Source organism: Prosthecobacter sp. (assembly GCF_034366625.1).
GTDB lineage: Bacteria > Verrucomicrobiota > Verrucomicrobiia > Verrucomicrobiales > Verrucomicrobiaceae > Prosthecobacter.
In genome coordinates, this window is the sequence record NZ_JAXMIH010000014.1 from 32,320 (window position 1) to 50,010 (window position 17,691).

Sequence of the window (17,691 nt, forward strand, 5' to 3'; positions counted from 1 at the left end):
GGGAAATGCGGGCCTGGGAGGCGCCCTGAAGCCCGCCGCTACTTACTTCTTACCGATGCACCACAGGTTCTTGTAACCACGGATGAAGAGCAGGCCGTCGCTCACGGCGATGGAGCCGATGATCTTCTCCCCGAGCGTGTTGGTGGCGAGCAATGCGAAGGTCGGACTGGCTTTGAAGACGAAACAGTCACCGCCTTGATTCGCGGCGTAGCACTTGCCATCGGCGCTGAGCACCAAGGAGGACCAGTTCTGCCCCGTGGGGCCGGGGCCCTTGAGGCGCTCGTTGAAGACGATGTCGCCCGTTTTGATGTTCCGGCACTCGACGATGCCGCCGTCGGTCAGGATGTAATGATGACCTTCATGGATGACACCGGAGCCGATGCGCTGCTGCACGCGAGGCAGGTGCCAGACGCGGTTTTTCTCCGTCACATCACCACTGCCGCCCGTTTTCACCGCCATCGCCGAGCCACCGTAACCGCACATGAAAATTGCCAGGCCGTCCGTGTAGAGAGGCGAGTTGTAAACCAGCGGCGTCAATCCACCGCAGGTCCACAACTCCTTGCCGTTGAGCGGATCGAAAGCACAAGCACGCCCGGGGTAGGACATCAGAAGCTCGTAGCGGCTGCCTGCTTTCCGCAAGAGAGGATCACTCCACGATCCTGTCCATGTCTTGTTCCCAGCCTCGCCCGAGGCACCGCCGAGTTCCTTATGTTCCCACAGTGTCTTCCCCGTCTTTTTGTCAAAGGCGTAGAGCACGGTGTTTTCACCGGGGCCGAAGTTGAGAAACACGCGATCTCCGGCGAGCACCGGCGAGGTGCCGCAGCCCCAGATGTGATGCAGTTTGCCCAGGTTCGTGCGCTTCCACAGCTCCTTGCCGTTCATGTCATAGCAAAACACACCCGCTGAAGCATGAAACACGATCACCCGCTCGCCGTCCGTCGCCGGTGAGGCGGCACAGTATGGATTCGTGGCATGCGTCAGTTCCGGCTCCTTGTAGATCGTGCCTGCGTCCCAGAGCTGCTTGCCGGTCTTTTTGTCAAAGCACAGCAGCAGACGTTTCCCTTCCTTCTCGATGGCCTGCGTGACGAAAACCTTGTCTCCCCACACCACCGGCGTCGAATTCCCCCGCTCCGGCAGCGCCACCTTCCACACCACATTTTCCTCCATGCCCCATTTCTCCGGCAGATTTGATTCGGTACAGGTGCCATCCCCGTTCGCCCCGCGCCACATGGGCCAGTTGTCGGCGTGAAGAGGCAGCAAAGGACAAAGGGCGAGGAACAGGGAGAGCGTGCGTTTCATGGTTGGGACAGGTTGGATGGCGTATGAAACGCTCGCCGACATCTCAAACCTTCACCACGAGTAATGCACCGTGTAGGTGAGCGTCTTCTCCTCGCCGGGCTTCAAGGCGACGCGGAGCTCGATGGTCTGGGCGTCTTTTTTCTCGAAGGCGTTGGAAGGCTCGCGGATTTCCCAGTTCGTCCAGCGGTAGAGATGCTCGACGACTCGGATTTCGACGGACTCGTCCTGCTTGCGGTTGCGCACTTTGATCTCGAAGGATTCATCGATCCAGTGGTTGCTGGAATCGACCTTGATGTTGGTGCGTTTGCGTTCGCCGACGAGGTCGAAGGCGTTGCCGGTGTAGAGCCGGAGCGTTTCGTCGCGCGCGGTATGGTCGATCACGTCCTCGCCGACGAATTGAAGCTTCCCATCGTCGTCCTGGCGGTAGAAGCGCACTTTGCCCTTCGGCAGCGGCATGCCGAGCTTGTTGTCCTCGCTGTTCTTGATCTCGCGGATGACCCAGACCTTGGGATTGCTCTGCGTGCCGTAGTTTTGGTCGTTGCGAATGTTGTCGTAGGTCCAGCCGCGGTACTGGTTCTGATCGATGGCGACGCCGTCGTAGATGAAGAGGCGCTGCGACTTCACGCCGGCGGCGCGGACGAACTCGACCTGCTTGGTTTCGCGATCATGCAGGGTGGTGGCAAGCGGCAGGGAGTAGAGATGGTATTCGTCGAAGGCTTTTTCGGTGACGACGGGGACGGATGCATTTGCCCTCATGAATCCGGCGGACGCGGCCATCGGACGGCCGCCATATTCTTCGGGTTGCAGCTTCGCCACATCCCCGGCGATCAATTGCAGCTTCGCGTCCTTGAAGGTCTTGCCGCTTTGGTTGTCGATGGTGACCCAGCCGGTGAGGTCCATGAGATCGCCTTTTTCGGGTGAGACGACGTTGTAGCTGGCCTCCCAGCTCATGCCGCCGGTGACGTAGCAGATCTCGGCGTTGAGCTTGGCGGCATGGTCGGTGTGGATGCGCCAGTCGAGCGTGGGTTTGAGGATGGTGTCATCGGCGAGGGCGGGGAAACGTGGCTCGCCGGGCAGGGAGAACTGCAACTGGCCTTCCACCTCGATCACCGGCTGCGCGGTGCCCTGCGCCATGGCCATCTGGCCCTGGTAGTAGCGGTTCCCGTAGCGCTGCATGGCCGATTGATTGTGCGTGACGTAACCACTGCGGATGATCCTGCCCTTCACGATGCGGTCGGGCTTATTTGTCTCACGCACGAAGAACTCGATCTCCTTGCCTTCGTTGAGGTTGAGAAGCAGGCCGGAGGAGATCGGATCGGCGCGATAGTTCTGCTCCAGGATGCTGAGCTTCACGCCGGACTTTGGATCGCGGAGGATGACGGAGTCGGGCTCGAGGTGCGCCGTGGTGTCGGCAAAGCGCACCTGATTGACGCCTTGCTGCAAATCCAGCGGCACGGTGTCACGCACGACGCCGAAGTTTTGATTGTAGATGGTCAGCGAGGTTTCCGCATGAGCCTGGGCGAGTAATGCGGCGAGGACGAGGCAGGATGAAGTGATTTTCATGGCTGCGCACAGCATAGCCGGGAGAGCCGGGTGTCTGTCAATGGTGTGTAAAGACAGCCGGATTCTTTGGTAAAATGATGATGGGTAAAATCATGGATACAGCAGAACCATGGACCGGATCGGCATGATTCTACCCTCCATGATTTTACCTCAATCCGTGCCAGAAGCCGCAGAGGGGTGGCCGTGTGCGGCCTTCACTTCCCGCTCACATCAAAGCAGAACAGCAATTCCTGATCGCGCAGGAAGAGCTTGCCACCGCTGACGACGGGGTGGGTCCAGATCATGCCCTTGGGATTGCGCTGCGCGGTCTGGGGGGTGAGCGTGAAGCGGCCTTTTTCCTTCCAGGCCTCAGGCGAGGCTTCGATCAGCACCACGACGCCGGTTTTTTCCTCCAGCAGGTAAAACATGCCGTCAGCAAAGTGGATCGAGCCCTTCCTGAGGGCCTTGTTTTCCTGCCATTTCACCGCGCCTGTTTTGAAATCCAGGCAGGTCCAGCCGCCCTTGTCGGAGTAGCCGTAGAGATGGCCCTGATGGAGGATGACGCCGCCGTGGTGGTTCACCATGTTGGTGTTGGCGTAAAGCTCCTCAAGACTGTTGTCGGGACGGATTTTGACGGACTTGCAGCCGACGCCGTAGCCTGCGGCCACGAAGACCTGGCCCTCGCTGAAGATGGGTGTCGGAATGACGGCCGTTTTGCCGGGAAACTCGGTGCGCCAGAGCACCTCGCCGTTCGCGGCGTTCACACCGGCGATGCTCTGCATGGTGAGCTGGATGATCTGCTTCACGCTGTTGTGATCCACGGCAATGGCGGATGCATACTGCGCACCATCGGTCCAGCCTTCCGACTGCCAGGCCTTCATGCCGGTGCTCTTGTCAAAAGCAGCCAGCGTGCCCTGCGCTCCACCAGGCGTGACAACGACGAGATCGCCAACGATGAGCGGACTTTCGCAATAGCCCCAGCCGGGCACCTTGCCGCCGATGTCGATCATGCTCGCGCGCCACTGTTCCTTGCCATCGGCGGCGTTGAGGCAGACGAGGATCCCCTTCCCGCTCAGCGCATAGACCTTGCCGCCATCCACCGTCGGCGTGGAGCGCGGGCCGTCACCCCAGCCGTTCGTAAGCAGCGCTCCGGCCTCAGCAGACCACTTTTCTTTGCCCGTGGCCGCATCAATGGCGATCACATACTCCACCGCATCACGCGCACCCAACGTGTAAAGCGTGCCACCAACGATCGAATAACCCGAATAGCCGAGTCCGGCGCTGTCATTGAGCCAGACACGTTTCGGCCCTTCGGCAGGCCAGGTTTTGAGCAAACCCGTTTCAGCGGAGATGTCCGTGCGGTCCGCCCCGCGAAACGTGGGCCAGTCGGCTGCGGATGCGGAACTCAGGGCGATGAGAGAGGAAAGAAATGCGATGCGAATCATGGTGGGAAGGGTTGATGCAGTGATGAACGTCCGCATTGAGGCGAAAAAAGCGGACGATGACGAGGAAAAACGCTTCGTCATCGTCCGCTGGGTAATCTCTTCGTTTTTCGATCAATCCTCACCGCTCGCCGCGAGCTGGGCGATGACGTTGATGTCTTCCAGGGTCGTGGTGTCGCCTTTGATGAGTTCGCCAGCGGCGACCTGCTTCAAGAGACGGCGCATGATCTTGCCGGAGCGGGTCTTCGGCAGCGCGGCGGCGAAGCGGACTTCATCCGGCGTGGCGACAGGACCGATGACTTTGCGGACGTGCTTCTTCAGCTCCTCGCCGAGTTCGCGGCTGGTCTTGATGCCTTCTTTGACAGTGACGAAGCAGACAACGCCCTGGCCTTTCAATTCATCCGGGCGGCCCACCACAGCGGCCTCAGCGACTGACGGATGCGAAACAAGGGCGCTCTCGACCTCGGCGGTGCCGAGGCGATGACCGGCGACGTTGAGCACGTCGTCGATGCGGCCGATGATCCAGATGTAGCCGTCCTTGTCGCGACGGGCTCCGTCGCCAGCGAAATACCAGCCTTTGAAGTCGCTCCAGTAGGTTTCCTGATAGCGTTTCTTGTCGCCCCAGATGCCGCGCAGCATGGAGGGCCAGGGCTTCTTGATGACGAGCTTGCCCTGCTCGTTGGTGCCCACTTCTTTGCCAAGGTCATCGACGATGCCGACTTCGACGCCGAAGAACGGCAGTGTGGCGGTGCCGGGCTTGGTGGAAATGGCACCGGGGATCGGGGTGATCATGTGGCCGCCGGTTTCGGTCTGCCACCAAGTGTCAACGATGGGGCATTTGCCACCGCCGACCTTGTTGTGATACCACATCCAGGCTTCGGGATTGATCGGCTCGCCCACGGTGCCGAGCAGGCGCAAGCTGCTCAAATCATGCTTCTTGAGCCATTCGTCGCCCCATTTCATGAAGGCACGGATCGCGGTCGGCGCGGTGTAGAACACAGTGACGGCGTATTCTTCAATGATGCGCCAGAAGCGGTCGTTCTCGGGCCAGTTGGGAGCGCCTTCATACATGAGGCATGTCGCGCCGAGAGCAAGCGGGCCATAGACAATGTAGCTGTGGCCGGTGACCCAGCCGATGTCGGCGGTACACCAGTACACATCGTCGTCGCGGAGGTCGAAGACGTATTTGCAGGTCATCTGCGCGTGCAGCAGGTAGCCAGCGGTGCTGTGCAGGATGCCCTTGGGCTTGCCAGTGCTGCCGCTGGTGTAAAGAATGAATAGATCGGCCTCGGAATCGAGCGCCACGGGCGGGCACTTCGCATCGACGTATTCAAGCTCGCGGTGCCACCAGACATCGCGTCCTTCCTCGATGTGGACATCCTGGCTGGTGCGCCTGAACACGATCACGGTCTTCACCGGAGTGTCGTTGCCCTTGAGGGCGTCATCGACATTCTTCTTCAACGGCACCACGGCGCCACGGCGGTAGCCGCCATCGGCGGTGATGATGATGGACGCGCCGCAATCAAGCACGCGATCCTTGATCGACTCGGCACTGAAGCCACCGAAGATGACACTGTGAACGGCACCGATGCGTGCGCAGGCCAGCATGGCGATGGCGGCCTCGGGAATCATCGGCATGTAGATGATGACGCGGTCGCCCTTTTTGACTTTGTGGCGCTTGAGCACGTTGGCAAAGCGGCAGACTTCGCGATGAAGCTGCTGGTAGGTGTACACACGCTTCTCGCCGGGTTCGCCTTCCCAGATGAGCGCGGCCTTGGTCTTGCGCGGGCCATCAAGATGGCGGTCGAGGCAGTTTTCACTGACATTGAGCTTGCCGCCGGTGAACCACTTCGCGCTCGGACACTTCCAATCGAGCACCTTCGTGAAGGGCTTGTTCCAGAGCAGTTCCTTCGCTTCACGACCAAAGAATTTGTCAGGATGCTTCAACGACTCGGCATGCATCGTCTTGTACTGCGCCATGCTTTTGATGCGGGCCTTTTTGACGAATTCGGCGCTCGGTTTGAACACGCGGTTCTCGGTGAGGAGAGATTGGTTTTTGCTACCAGGCTTGGCAGCTTTCTTCGAGGAGGATTTGGCGGCGGCTTTCTTGCTCATGGGTCGGTGGTGAAAGGGCAGGCTAAACGCGGGGAAGCCGTGCTGGCAATCACGGAGTGTGATACTTTGCTAACTCTGTCGCCGCTCTGTCTTCAGAGGACCAAGGATCAGAATGATTCGTCCTTCTTTGGAGTGGCGTCCTTGGGTTTGTCCTCAAGCTTGGGGACGACGACCTCGGCTTTTTTTGGCTCCGCTGGCTTCGGGGTGACTTGGGCGATGGGTTTGGGCGGAGGAGGCGGTGCTTTGGGCTTCGGCGGCGGGAGCAGGATGGCCTCGATGCCTTTGCGCTGATCGGCGAGTTTGGGATCGTCGATCAGCTTGGAAACCATCGCGCCGGGGTCTTTGAGACGGGAGGCGAGGTAGTTCACTGCAATCGCGGTGGCGAAGGGTGTGCCGGGGCTGACGGTGTACTCGCTGCCAGCGTGGTTCCAGTAGGCGACGTGGGCCTTGTTGATATCGACGGGCTGGTTCACGCGCCAGTCCCGCCACTGACGGCCGGGCATCTCGGACATGGCAGTCCAGCGCTCCCGCATGCTGCTGGGGCGATAGACGCGCTTGAAGCGCGCTCCCCAAGTGCCGTCAGGATCGGCGGCGAGGATGAGCATGCGTGCGAAGAGATCCGCGGTGTTCTCCCCGCCCGCGCTGAGGGGCGCGGGCAACGAGAGCGGGCGCGAGGAGGCGAGGAGGAGGTCAAAGATCTCCGGTTTGGCAACAGCAGCATTGGGCTTCTGGTTTTGCCGCCTCCAAAGAGTCGGCTGATGCTCGGCGAGAAGCATCACGCGGCCTTTGGCGGCGGTTTCATACTTCGGCAGAAATTTGGCCATCTTGTCGATACCGACCACGCGTCCGATGCTGTCGAGCGCGGCGACTCCCTGAACGGCGCTGAGCGGAGTGACGGGCGAGGGCAGCGGCATGAAGCTGTCCTCAAGGACAGGGACGGAGAGGTATTTGTCGAAGGTGTCGAAGTCATGCACGGGCTGGTGGATATTGCACTCGTGAAAGGCGGAGCCATCGCCGAGGAGCGTGGTGAGCGCGTTGGCGGCGCGGGCGAGCACGGCGATGGCGTTTTCCGGCGGCACGGTGGTGGCGTTGAGCATGGATTTGACATCGGCCTGCGGCTTGGCCTTGTCGCCGATCTTGGTGAAGGCGCTGTAGGCGGGAGGGATCTCGGAACGGAGGGATTCTTTTGGCAGGCGCTTCGCCGCCGCGCACTCGGAGAGCGCGAAAAGCGCCACCCAAGTGCTCTCCATGTCAGCGGCGCGTTGATTGTAGAAGAACTCCGTCGCGCCGCCGAACTGGACCTTTTCGGACAAAAGATCCTCCCACACGAGAGGCCATTCCACGGTGGCAAAGCGCAGCGCGCTGCGGCTCCACGACTCGGCGTAGGTTTTGAGCCGATTGCGTCCGCCCTCGGCGACACTGAGCAGAACCTCATTCGTCTTCGTTGGGCGCTCCTTGAGCTTTTGCTTGAGCTTTTCCACCTCCGCCTCGCCGGCGAGGTAATCTCGGATGACGACGGCGAGGATGCGCGGGTGGATGCACATCGGACCCCACAATCCACGCGCAGGGCCGTCGGAAATCTGGCCGTCGAGGAGCCGCGAGGCGAGCTTGAGTGTCCATTCCTGCGCCACCTCACCCGGCGTGTGAGCAAGGGCGATGGCAAGCTGGGCGACGTTCCAGGTGTGGTCGGGCGGGCCGTAAGTGTCGAGGTAGTTGAGCAGGTTCTCCGACATCTTGTAGATGACGAGGTCATTCTCCGGCAGGCCGGCATTGCGCAGCGCGGTGAGCGCCATCGCTGAGTCGCCGATGAGGTTGAACTGCCACGACGTGTCACCGACGTGCTCATAGATGGGCTGCTTGTCGATCATTTCCTCCGGGCCGTTCGGATCCCAGCGAATGATGATTTCTTTTTTCGTGTCGATCTGTCGGGTGGGCACCTTGCGCACCTGGCGGAGAGGCGGCTCGCCAGGGGAGGAATTGGGGACCATCACCACGAGGTCGGTGTACTCATAGATGGGGCGGTCCACCTCAATGCGGCGGAATTTGCGCGGCACGTCCTTGTAACCGGTGATGCGCACACGCTGGATCGGCGGGATGATCCACCCCTGCGGGTCGGCGGCGGACAGTTGCTTCAATTTGGCCACGCCCTGCGCCAGGGCGACACTTGTGGCGTACTCCATGTCCGTGACTGCAACCTCCGGCGCGGGCACGAAGGGCTCAATCCTCGCCTCTTTTTTCGCAGGAGCCGGGGCCGGGGCGGCAGCGGGCGCGGGTGCCGCAGCAGGTGAGGCGGGCGTCTGTGCGGGTAAGACGCGCAACCAAGCGAGGGTGGCAAGCATCCCCATCAGCACGAGGCTGCAGCGGGGGTGGAGTGTCAGCGGTAGGCGCAAGCGGCATGCTTTCATGGGATCATCCTCCGGTGGGTTGGTAGCCTGTCGGAAACAGACGGAATCGTGATGATGACAAAACGTCCGAAAAACGACAAGTCCTATTTCAAGCCGCTCGCCGCTCGCCGCCCGCCTTCCGCTCCTCCGGCAGGGCAAGCAGTTATGCCAGGTGATGCCAGTCTCGACGCGGGCGAACTTCGCCTTGCCACGCCGCCCCCACGCCCTACGATAGCAGCCCATTACGTCATGATTTCCCTGCGCACCTGCCTGCCTTTGTTTCTGGCTGCCGCCGCTCTCTCCAGCGCCACGGCCCAGACCTACTCCAACCGCATTGTCGCCGTCGTCGATGGCACCCCCATCGCCGCCTCCGAGGTTCGCGACACGATCAAGGCCCAGGAGCAGATCATCATGTATCAGTTCCAAAATGATCCGGCACGCATCAACAAGGAGCTGGCCATCCTGCGCGAGTCAGCCATCGAAACACTCATCGACCGTGAGATCCTCCTCGCCGAGTTCAGGAAGATGGGCGGTGTCATCAAGCCGCAGTACGTCGATGACGACATCAACAGCATCATCCGCGAGAGTTTCAAAGGCAATCGCGACGCCTTTGTGGACGAGCTGGCCAAGACCGGCATGTCCGTGAAAAAATTCCGCGAGTTGCGTGAGAAGATGGTCATCATGAACGTCATGCGCGCGCGCAACTCCGGCGAGCACCCGCCCGCCACACCCCGCGAAGTCGAGGAATACTACAACAAGAACGTGGACAAGTGGCGCGAGGGTGACCAGATCAAAATCTCCACCATCACCATCTCCAAATTCAGCGGTGAGGCCGGTTCCTCCCCTGAAAAGCAGAAGAAGCTCGCCCAGGAGCTGCGCTCGAAGGTTCTCAATGGCGGTGATTTTGCCGCCACGGCCAAGACCTACTCGCAGGACAGCCGCGCGGAAAACGGCGGCTCGTGGGACTGGATGGCCAAGACCGACATGATGCCTGCCATCGCCAACGCTGCGATGGAACTCAAGACCGGCGGCATCAGCCCGATCATCGACCAGGAGACCTCGTTCATCATCGTCGCATGCGATGCGAAGAAGCTCGGCACGGCCCCGACGCTGGAAGCCAAGCGCCCGGAGATCGAAAAAATGATCAATCAGGAGAAATCCAAGGCCAACATCGACAAGTGGATGGACAACATCCGCAAGAAGCACATGATCAAAAGATTCTAAGGAACCACACACCCGTTTGCACTGTGATCCAGATCGTTTTCAATGACATCAGCGCCGCCGAGCTTTCCCAGCTCCCCACCCAGGTCCAGTTTCACCTGCTTGAGGCGCTGAACATCCAGCCCGCCGACATCGACGATGCGATCCTCGGCAAGCGTTACGGCCTGCTGGAGCGCGGTGGCAAAAAATTCTACCGCTGCCGTGCGGGTGATCACCGCATCTATTTCAGCATCGCCGAAGGCAATGTGCGGGTGCATCGCGTGCTGCACAAAAACACGCTCAAGGATTTTCTTTTCCGCAGCAACCTGCCCGGTGGCGGCGAAGACGAGGAGTTGAGCAAATCCAAGAGCTTCTGGCACCTCATCGACGAAGGCGCGAAGACCCTCAAGGTCGCTTAGGCTCCCTGAATGACGAATTCCGAATGACGGAATGACGAATTTCCCTGACCTCTGACCATTCGGCATTCGTCATTCGTCATTTGCAGCCATGCTCACCCTCGACGCCCTCCTGTCCGATGAATCCCTGCGTCAGCAGGAGTTTCCGGTGATCAAGGACAGCCTGTTCCTTGCCCACGCCGGTGTCACCATCCTGCCGCGCCGTGTGGCACGCACGATGCAGGACTACCTCGAACAATGCAGCCTGCGCATGCAGGAGTATCCCGAGGCTTGGCGAGCGGTGAATGAAACGCGCGTTGTTGCTGCCGAATTGATCGGTGCCAAGGCCAGCGAGATCGCGCTCATTGGTCCCACCTCCGTCGGCCTCAGTTTGGTCGCCAACGGCCTCCCCTGGCAGGTTGGCGATGAAGTCGTCAGCTATCTCGATGATTATCCCGCGAATGTGTATCCCTGGAGCGATCTGGAACGTCATGGCGTCGTCTTGAAACGACTCCAACCGGCCTCTCTCGGCGAAATCACGCCCGAACTCGTCGAAGCGGCGCTCACACCGAAAACCAAGCTCGTCGCGCTCGCCTCCTGTCACTTCCAGAGCGGCTACCGCATCGAGATCGACCGCATTGGTCGCATGCTGCGTGAGCGCGGCGTGCTGTTCTGCCTCGATGCCATTCAAACCGTCGGCGCGTTCGAGACACGCGTCGATCACGTCGATTTCCTCTCCGCCGACTCGCACAAATGGATGCTCGGGCCGATGAGCGCGGGTATCTTTTATGTGCGCGAGGAATTGCAGGACATGCTCCGCCCCAGCCTGCTCGGTTCGTGGAATGTACGCAGCCCGAACTTCATCGCGCAGGAAGAAATCGCCTTCGAGCGCGGCGGACGCCGCTATGAGCCCGGTGCCTTGAACATCTCCGGCATCCTCGGCATGAAGGCCGGCATCGACCTGATCCAAGAAATCGGCCTCCCAGCCATCAGCGCCCAGCTTCTGAAGCTCAAAGCCCGCCTGTACACCGGTTTGCAGCCGCAAGGCTTCACCTTCCTCGGCCCCGATCCCCAAAGCATCCACGCCTCGGCCATCACGACCGTTCAGCACGCCACACGCTCGCTGGAAGACATCTCCAAGCACCTCACCGAGCAAGGCATCACCCCCTCCCTGCGCCACAACCGCGCCGACCAACCGCTCCTCCGCTTCAGCCCGCATTTTTACAACACGGAAGCGGAAATGGACCGCGTGGCAAAGGTGATCAGCGAATTGGCCTGACTACTCCTCACCACAGCCAGCAGCATCTTGGTTCCGGTGGGGTTGATGAAGATGCCACGGATAGCAGGGCATGACCGCTTATACATGCTTGTATTTATACAAGAGCGTATTTTGACAGCCTCGATGGCATGTCAGGCCGCAATTTCCTGGGATTTGGAGCATTCGTGCGCCTCTTTGCCTCTGCATCACCTCACCACGAATTGCTGGCCGCTTCGGCCCGCATTTTTCATGGATGCAGACTGGTGATTCCAATCCAGACTACTCCGTGATTCCCGATTTCTTCATCAGCTACCACCAGACCAGCGACACGGAACGCCTGCGCGTCCGGACCTTCGCCGAGCGGCTGCATCCCCGTCACCGCCATCGCCGAGATCAGCGGCGTCGATGAACCCACCACCCGCCGCGCCCTCAAGCTCCTCACCAACCGCTCCATCGTCGTCCCCCAGGAAGGCGAAGAAAAATACGAACTCGTCCCGTTGGTGGCTGGGGTCATTCGCCATACGCGGGGTGAATTGAAGCAAACATGTATCCAGCTTGCTTGTCAGGCCTCCCAGTTGGTTTGGACCTGGGTTCCTTTCCCAGGCGATCTTGGCAGGACTTTGGGAAAAAGGAATTCAGGGTTGCAGGAACGGCCCGAATCTGTTGAATTGACAGAATGATTCCTCAAGCAATCGCCACCACAGGGGATTACGCCGACCTGTGGACCAATCTCAAATCCATGGAGCACGCTCTAGCGCGCGTCGAAACGGCTGCTGGTGCCAAGGATCTTTATCCGCTAGATCGTTCACGCATTGATGATTTGAGCGACTTTCTCAGCCGCCAATTGCAGCCCCCCACCACATCAGATGAACATCCGGCAGACGCCTTTTTCCCGTCTCGCCCCTCACATACGGGGTATACTCTAAATGTGGATTTGGTGAAGTCGCTCGAAGAGATGGAAACTTTCAAGTCTTGGCCTCGCAAGAGCCTTACTCGGAAGGACAAGATTGAGCGCTTGATTGCCGCCCCCCGCGAATACCTCGCCAAGATTGAGTTGATGCCGACCGCGCCGCCGCCGAAGACGGAATTTGCCATTCTCAGAGATTTGCTGCGCAAACTCCTCACAGAAACGGAGTCCGCATTGATGATGTGAATTCAAAGGCACGTCGAAATGCCATGGCTACGATCACCGACAATTTGATTCTTTCCAAATCACTCGCGCTGATCGAAAAGACCAGGACGTCCATCTTGCAAATAGACACATCGGCGTTTCCCACCCCATCGTCAGGCACAGCACGAAAAATGCTGTTGGATACGCTCGACAGCTTGGCTGACCCGAAATTCTGGTCGCCCATGAGTCCAGAGGCTTTGCTCAATGTGTTGCTGTCTATGCAACAGATGGTGGAACTGCTTGAGCGGTCCAGTAGTGCCCACATATCGTGGCCGCTAGTCAGCTATTGTGACCGCTTTTGTAAGCTAATCTTCGCATCTTCCCCTGACGTAGAGATATTTTATTCGGTGTGCTCGGACCACAACTACTGGATGGAGTCGTTTGCCTATCGTCTTAAAACACTCCTGCGCCGCGTGCTTCCGCCCGAAGAGATCGAACGCCTGTTGGATGGGCGACAGCTCTACTGCCTCCAAATAGCCTCTGTCGAAGATGAAAATCTTCCTCTCTACGCCAACCTGGGTCATGAGTTCGGTCATGCTCTGGACTGGAGCGACACCAATCGGTTGGCCCGTATTGTTGAAAACGAATGTTTCCCGACTCTCGTCGCCATTCGAGAAGAGATGGAGAAGACCAATAAGCATGCCGCCGCACGCTCTGTGCCGCGCCTCGGTCAGATTGTTCGCAGTTTAGCAACGGAACTTTTTTGCGACCAAGTTGGTGCCCTGATCGCAGGCCCTGCTTTCCTGCTTTCCCTCCATGAGATCGGCTGGGGGAGTAGCATGGGATCCTGGGTGGTTCGCCTCATACCCAAAGACGCGAATATTAAGGCCTACCCAAGCTTTGCGTTCCGACTGGCCTGCGTGCGAGGGTTCATCGATTTACCGACATTTCGCGCAGGGATGGCAAACCGCACGGAGCCGTTGTTCACGTCCATCCCCGAGTTGCTTTCTCATACCGATGAAGCGCATGACTCTGACACCGTGATAGTGAAGCCAGAGTCTGAGCAAGACGCATCCGCTTTGCGTAGCGCGATGGAGAAGCAACTGCCCGCACTCAAACAGGCGTTGCACGCCGTATTGAAACGCACGGCTGCTGAAATGCTGGCGCCGCTGCGCGATCTTGCCGAATTTCAGCCATGCAACGGAAATCATGTAGTCGAACTGATTCGACGACTCCTCGCCGACATTGTGCCCAACATTATCCCCAATGGGACTCTGCTCGGCGAACGTGCCAGTTTCAGCGCGATTCTCAATGCATCGGCCCTTCACCGGATGCGTCTTTTGTCTGAACGGAAGACTGAAACAAGCGCCAGGGACATGCATCGGACGATCCAAAAGCTTGATCGCCTCACTGCTAAAGCTTTCGAGGTGTCGTATATTCAGGGCGAATTCAAAAAATGGGAGGCTGAGAATCGTGAGCGTTCTAAACAAACATAAATTGATCGAAGCCATTGAGACCGATAACTACGATCACAAATTGATCGTGACACCGCTTCTCTCAGAGGATCAAATCGGTCCTGGCTCCATTGACGTTCGGCTGGGATCTTCGATCATCGTTCCTCGTCGTACCTTTGTTGCTTCGCATGATGTGACCGACGAGGCCCAAATCCAGCAAGTCGAGCGCAGGCTCTACGACCGTGTCCGCCTCAAGTATCATTCAGCGTTCATCCTTCATCCCAATCAACTGATACTCGCTGTGACACTCGAGTATTTGTCGATCCCTCCAAGCCTCTTCTGCCAGGTGGCCAGCCGTTCCTCATGGGGGAGGCTTGGGCTGGTAGTGGCCACTGCGTCCGTAGTCCAGCCAGGATTCAAAGGCTGTCTCACGCTCGAACTCGCCAATCTCAGCGACAGTCCGATAGCTCTTTACCCTGGTCTGTTGGTCGGGCAGTTGATCTTTCAGCAGGTTGTGGCAGGAGAAGTTAATCCTGAGATGGTTGGCGGTGATCGCTATCATGGACGCTACGACTGCCCGACCGAGGCCGGGTTACCACAGTTCTTCACTCGCTCCCTGGACCAAGAGATGAGGTTTTGGGGAAAAGCGAAATCAAAACAGCCATTGTAAAACTGAGGTGCCTTGGTTTCCTCGGCGGCTTCGTCGGTGTCCACGTTGTCGATGATGAGGAACCAACCGGGGTGGAGTTTCAGCCAGCGGAGGGCGGCTTCGACCTGAAGGGCTTGTTCTTTTTCGTTCTGCTCGGGGAGATTCAGGACGGGGCATTCTTCGCTAAAGCTACGAAGCCCACGGGGGGCGGTGAGGTTGCGGTAGAGGGCCTCGGGGGTGTCGGCTGTGATTAAGAGGCGGGCGCGGTAGTTGGCGGCGTCTTTCCAGGCATATTCGATGACAGCGCGGGTCTTTCTGCGGTCTTTGCCCCTTGGCCTCTCTGCGGTGAATTGGTGGTGGTGAGTCGCGCGATTTTGCCGCAGAGGGGCGGAGAGGAAGAGTGGCCGGACTTGGAGAAATTACCCCCGAACCTTGGCAGGCAGGGTCTTCTCCAGCGCCGTGAGGATGGCCGTGTGGGCGGCATCGACTTCGGCGGTTTCGAGGGTTTTGTCAGAGGCGCGGTAGGTGAGGGTCCAGGCTATGGATTTGCGGTCACTGGGGATCTTTTGGCCGGTGGGGTCGGTGAAGATGTCGAAGACTTCGGCACCGATGAAGAGCGGGTGCTTCTGGGCGGCGAAGAAGGCGGCGACTTTGGCGTGGGGGAGGTCGGCGGGGACTTCCATGGCGACATCGCGGGTCATGCCGGGGAATCTTGGAAGTTCTTCGAACTTGGTGGGGCCGGTGCTGCCTTGGCGCAGGGCGCTGAGGAGGAGCTCAGCAACGTAAACGGGATGGCGGGCGTCGATGTCGCGGGCGCGGGAGGGATGAAGCTGGGCGATCCAGCCGAGGACGCGGTTGCCCGCGCGGAGTTCGCTGGTGAGAAGGAAGTTGGCGGCGTTTTCCTTCGCGGGACGCACTTCGATGGGCGTGCGCGTGAGGTTTTGGATCTGGCCGACGAGTTCGTGAATGTCAGCGGCCTGCGGTTCGCGGCCATGCCAGCTCGAAGGCGACACGGGGCCGCTGAGGAGGATGGAAAGGCGTTCTTCTTCGCGGCTGGAGCCGTTGGGGAGCTTCAGGAAGACGCGGCCGAGTTCGAAGAAGCGGAGGCGATGCAATCCTTGACGGATGTTGAGCGCGGCGGTGGCGATGAGGCCGGGAACGATGCTGGGACGCAGCGTGGTGTGGTCTTCGCTGAGCGGATTTTTCACGGCGACGGCCACACTGGCGGCATCGGCAGCGCCGAGGCTGTCAGCGAGTTGCGCGGTGGCGATGAGGCGCAGGGTTTGTGCTTCAAAGAAGCCACGACTGGCCAGGGACTGACGCAGATTCATGCCGAAGTCATAAGTGCGGTCGGCGGCCTCGACGGGCGATGCGACGGCGACTTGGCGTGATGGCACGCGCTCAAGACCGATGACGCGAGCGAGTTCTTCGATGAGATCGACGGGGCGCTGGAGGTCGAGACGGTAGCTGGGGATGAGCCAGTGGCTCTCGTGCTTGTTGGCAGACTTTTTGGTGAGGCCGAGCTTTTCGAGGATGGCGTGGATTTCGTCGCCCGTAATGTCGGGCGTGCCGAGGAGCTTGCGCGCGCGATTTTCATCAAGCGTGACTTCGCTGACGAGCGCGGGCGCTTCACCAGCAACGAGAACAACGTCTTCGGCGGTACCACCGGCGATGGAGAGGATCAATTTGGTCGCGAACTCGGAACCGCCCTGCACCTGCTGTGGATCAATGCCGCGCTCGAAGCGGTAGCTGCTGTCGCTGCTGAGGCCGAGGCGGCGTGAGGTGCGACGGATGCCGCTGGGGGCGAAGTAGGCGCTTTCGAGCAGCACATTGACCGTGGTTTCTGTGACGCCGGTTTCTTCACCACCCATGACGCCCGCGATGGCGACGGGGCGATGGCTGTCGGCGATGACGAGGTCGTCGGTTTGCAGCGCGTAGGTTTGACCGTCGAGCGCGAGGAATTTTTCACCCTCGGCGGCCATGCGCACAACGATACCGCCGTTGAGCTTGTCGAGATCGAAGCTATGCAGCGACTGACCCATCTCCATCATAACGTAGTTCGTGATGTCCACGATGTTGTTGATAGGGCGCAGGCCGATGCTTTCGAGACGACGACGCAACCACTCCGGGCTGGGGCCGACTTTGACGCCTTTGATGATGCGGGCGGTGTAAAGCGGGCAGGCGTCTTTCGCTTCGAGTTTAATCTCCGAGTCCGCAGCTTTGGTCGATGTCTTCGTGTATTCGCGTTGGCCTTTGAGCGGGATGCCGGTCAGGGCACTGAGTTCGCGGGCGAGGCCGAGGTGGCTGAGGAGGTCGGGGCGATTCGGCGTGATCTCGAGATCGAAGAGCACGTCGGCGGGATTGAGCTGATTGAAGGGCGTGCCGATGGGTGAATCAGCGGCCATGATGAGCAAACCGGCGTGATCTTCGCCAAGGCCGAGTTCCTTGCCGCTACACATCATGCCCATCGAATCGACACCACGCAGTTTGCCTTCCTTGATGGCGAATCCGCCGGGCAAAACGGCTCCGGGCAACGCGAGCGGCACTTTGTCGCCTGCTTTGAAGTTTTTCGCGCCGCAAACGATCTGGCGTGTGGTGCCGCTACCGTCATCGACCTGGCAGACGCTGAGTTTGTCGGCGTTGGGGTGCTGCTCGAAGGACTGAATCTGCGCCACGACGACTTTGTCGGTGGTGACGCCGCGTTCTTCGATGCCTTCGACTTCGACACCGGCGAAGGTGAGGAGATCGGAGAGCTGGGCGGTGGCGTAGGAACTCAGGTCGAGATGGGTGCTGAGCCAGGAGAGGGAGGTTTGCATGACAATTACGCGGTCAAAGGGTCAAG

General features: G+C 59.6%; 13 protein-coding genes. 6 read left to right on the plus strand and 7 right to left on the minus strand.

The features are described from left to right. Positions 1–42: 42 nt before the first annotated feature. The 5 genes from U1A53_RS16045 to U1A53_RS16065 all read right to left on the minus strand — a co-directional run bounded on the left by U1A53_RS16045 (position 43) and on the right by U1A53_RS16065 (position 8,803). Positions 43–1,299 carry a PQQ-binding-like beta-propeller repeat protein gene (locus tag U1A53_RS16045; protein ID WP_322282482.1) on the minus strand — a complete coding sequence of 419 codons (1,257 nt, stop codon included), beginning with the start codon at positions 1,297–1,299 and terminating at the stop codon, positions 43–45. Between the two features lie 51 nt (positions 1,300–1,350). Continuing rightward, positions 1,351–2,862, minus strand: coding sequence for a DUF4139 domain-containing protein (locus tag U1A53_RS16050; protein WP_322282483.1), 1,512 nt, complete (start codon positions 2,860–2,862; stop codon positions 1,351–1,353). 194 nt (positions 2,863–3,056) lie between these two features. After that, positions 3,057–4,286 carry a PQQ-binding-like beta-propeller repeat protein gene (locus tag U1A53_RS16055; RefSeq protein WP_322282485.1) on the minus strand — a complete coding sequence of 410 codons (1,230 nt, stop codon included), beginning with the start codon at positions 4,284–4,286 and terminating at the stop codon, positions 3,057–3,059. Between the two features lie 111 nt (positions 4,287–4,397). Beyond that, the gene (gene acs, locus U1A53_RS16060; protein ID WP_322282487.1) at positions 4,398–6,398 is read right to left on the minus strand and encodes an acetate--CoA ligase; all 2,001 of its coding nucleotides are present in this window, start codon (positions 6,396–6,398) and stop codon (positions 4,398–4,400) included. Between the two features lie 107 nt (positions 6,399–6,505). Continuing rightward, complete coding sequence (locus U1A53_RS16065) at positions 6,506–8,803, minus strand: hypothetical protein (protein ID WP_322282489.1); 2,298 nt, start codon at positions 8,801–8,803, stop codon at positions 6,506–6,508. A 228-nt stretch (positions 8,804–9,031) separates the two neighbouring features. On the opposite strand from U1A53_RS16065, the gene U1A53_RS16070 reads away from it, so the two are divergent. From U1A53_RS16070 to U1A53_RS16080, 3 genes are all read left to right on the plus strand, one after another. Beyond that, positions 9,032–10,006, plus strand: coding sequence for a peptidylprolyl isomerase (locus U1A53_RS16070; protein ID WP_322282491.1), 975 nt, complete (start codon positions 9,032–9,034; stop codon positions 10,004–10,006). A gap of 23 nt (positions 10,007–10,029) precedes the next feature. Continuing rightward, positions 10,030–10,401, plus strand: coding sequence for a hypothetical protein (locus tag U1A53_RS16075; protein WP_322282492.1), 372 nt, complete (start codon positions 10,030–10,032; stop codon positions 10,399–10,401). An 88-nt stretch (positions 10,402–10,489) separates the two neighbouring features. Further along, positions 10,490–11,656, plus strand: coding sequence for an aminotransferase class V-fold PLP-dependent enzyme (locus U1A53_RS16080; protein WP_322282494.1), 1,167 nt, complete (start codon positions 10,490–10,492; stop codon positions 11,654–11,656). A 226-nt stretch (positions 11,657–11,882) separates the two neighbouring features. Here U1A53_RS16080 and U1A53_RS16085 read toward each other — a convergent pair whose 3' ends face one another. Continuing rightward, positions 11,883–12,149, minus strand: coding sequence for a hypothetical protein (locus U1A53_RS16085; protein WP_322282496.1), 267 nt, complete (start codon positions 12,147–12,149; stop codon positions 11,883–11,885). A 162-nt stretch (positions 12,150–12,311) separates the two neighbouring features. On the opposite strand from U1A53_RS16085, the gene U1A53_RS16090 reads away from it, so the two are divergent. The 3 genes from U1A53_RS16090 to dcd are packed head-to-tail and all read left to right on the plus strand — an operon-like array spanning position 12,312 to position 14,870. Next, positions 12,312–12,788: a hypothetical protein gene (locus U1A53_RS16090; protein WP_322282497.1), complete on the plus strand. Its 477-nt coding sequence runs from the start codon at positions 12,312–12,314 to the stop codon at positions 12,786–12,788. A gap of 23 nt (positions 12,789–12,811) precedes the next feature. Continuing rightward, positions 12,812–14,242 carry a hypothetical protein gene (locus tag U1A53_RS16095; protein WP_322282498.1) on the plus strand — a complete coding sequence of 477 codons (1,431 nt, stop codon included), beginning with the start codon at positions 12,812–12,814 and terminating at the stop codon, positions 14,240–14,242. Between the two features lies 1 nt (position 14,243). Beyond that, a complete protein-coding gene (gene dcd, locus U1A53_RS16100; RefSeq protein ID WP_322282500.1) occupies positions 14,244–14,870 on the plus strand; it encodes a dCTP deaminase in 627 nt (208 codons plus the stop codon). Positions 14,871–15,268: 398 nt separating this feature from the next. On the opposite strand, the gene pheT is transcribed toward dcd, so the two are convergent. Then, a complete protein-coding gene (pheT, locus tag U1A53_RS16105; protein WP_322282501.1) occupies positions 15,269–17,665 on the minus strand; it encodes a phenylalanine--tRNA ligase subunit beta in 2,397 nt (798 codons plus the stop codon). Positions 17,666–17,691: the final 26 nt, after the last annotated feature.

Coding starts and splice junctions, on each gene's coding strand:
- U1A53_RS16095 (WP_322282498.1), top strand. CDS start 12,812: ATGGCTACGATCACCGACAATTTGATTCTTTCCAAATCACTCGCGCTG.
- U1A53_RS16045 (WP_322282482.1), bottom strand. CDS start 1,299: ATGAAACGCACGCTCTCCCTGTTCCTCGCCCTTTGTCCTTTGCTGCCT.
- U1A53_RS16080 (WP_322282494.1), top strand. CDS start 10,490: ATGCTCACCCTCGACGCCCTCCTGTCCGATGAATCCCTGCGTCAGCAG.
- U1A53_RS16050 (WP_322282483.1), bottom strand. CDS start 2,862: ATGAAAATCACTTCATCCTGCCTCGTCCTCGCCGCATTACTCGCCCAG.
- acs (WP_322282487.1), bottom strand. CDS start 6,398: ATGAGCAAGAAAGCCGCCGCCAAATCCTCCTCGAAGAAAGCTGCCAAG.
- U1A53_RS16085 (WP_322282496.1), bottom strand. CDS start 12,149: ATGACCCCAGCCACCAACGGGACGAGTTCGTATTTTTCTTCGCCTTCC.
- pheT (WP_322282501.1), bottom strand. CDS start 17,665: ATGCAAACCTCCCTCTCCTGGCTCAGCACCCATCTCGACCTGAGTTCC.
- U1A53_RS16070 (WP_322282491.1), top strand. CDS start 9,032: ATGATTTCCCTGCGCACCTGCCTGCCTTTGTTTCTGGCTGCCGCCGCT.
- U1A53_RS16065 (WP_322282489.1), bottom strand. CDS start 8,803: ATGAAAGCATGCCGCTTGCGCCTACCGCTGACACTCCACCCCCGCTGC.
- U1A53_RS16090 (WP_322282497.1), top strand. CDS start 12,312: ATGATTCCTCAAGCAATCGCCACCACAGGGGATTACGCCGACCTGTGG.
- U1A53_RS16055 (WP_322282485.1), bottom strand. CDS start 4,286: ATGATTCGCATCGCATTTCTTTCCTCTCTCATCGCCCTGAGTTCCGCA.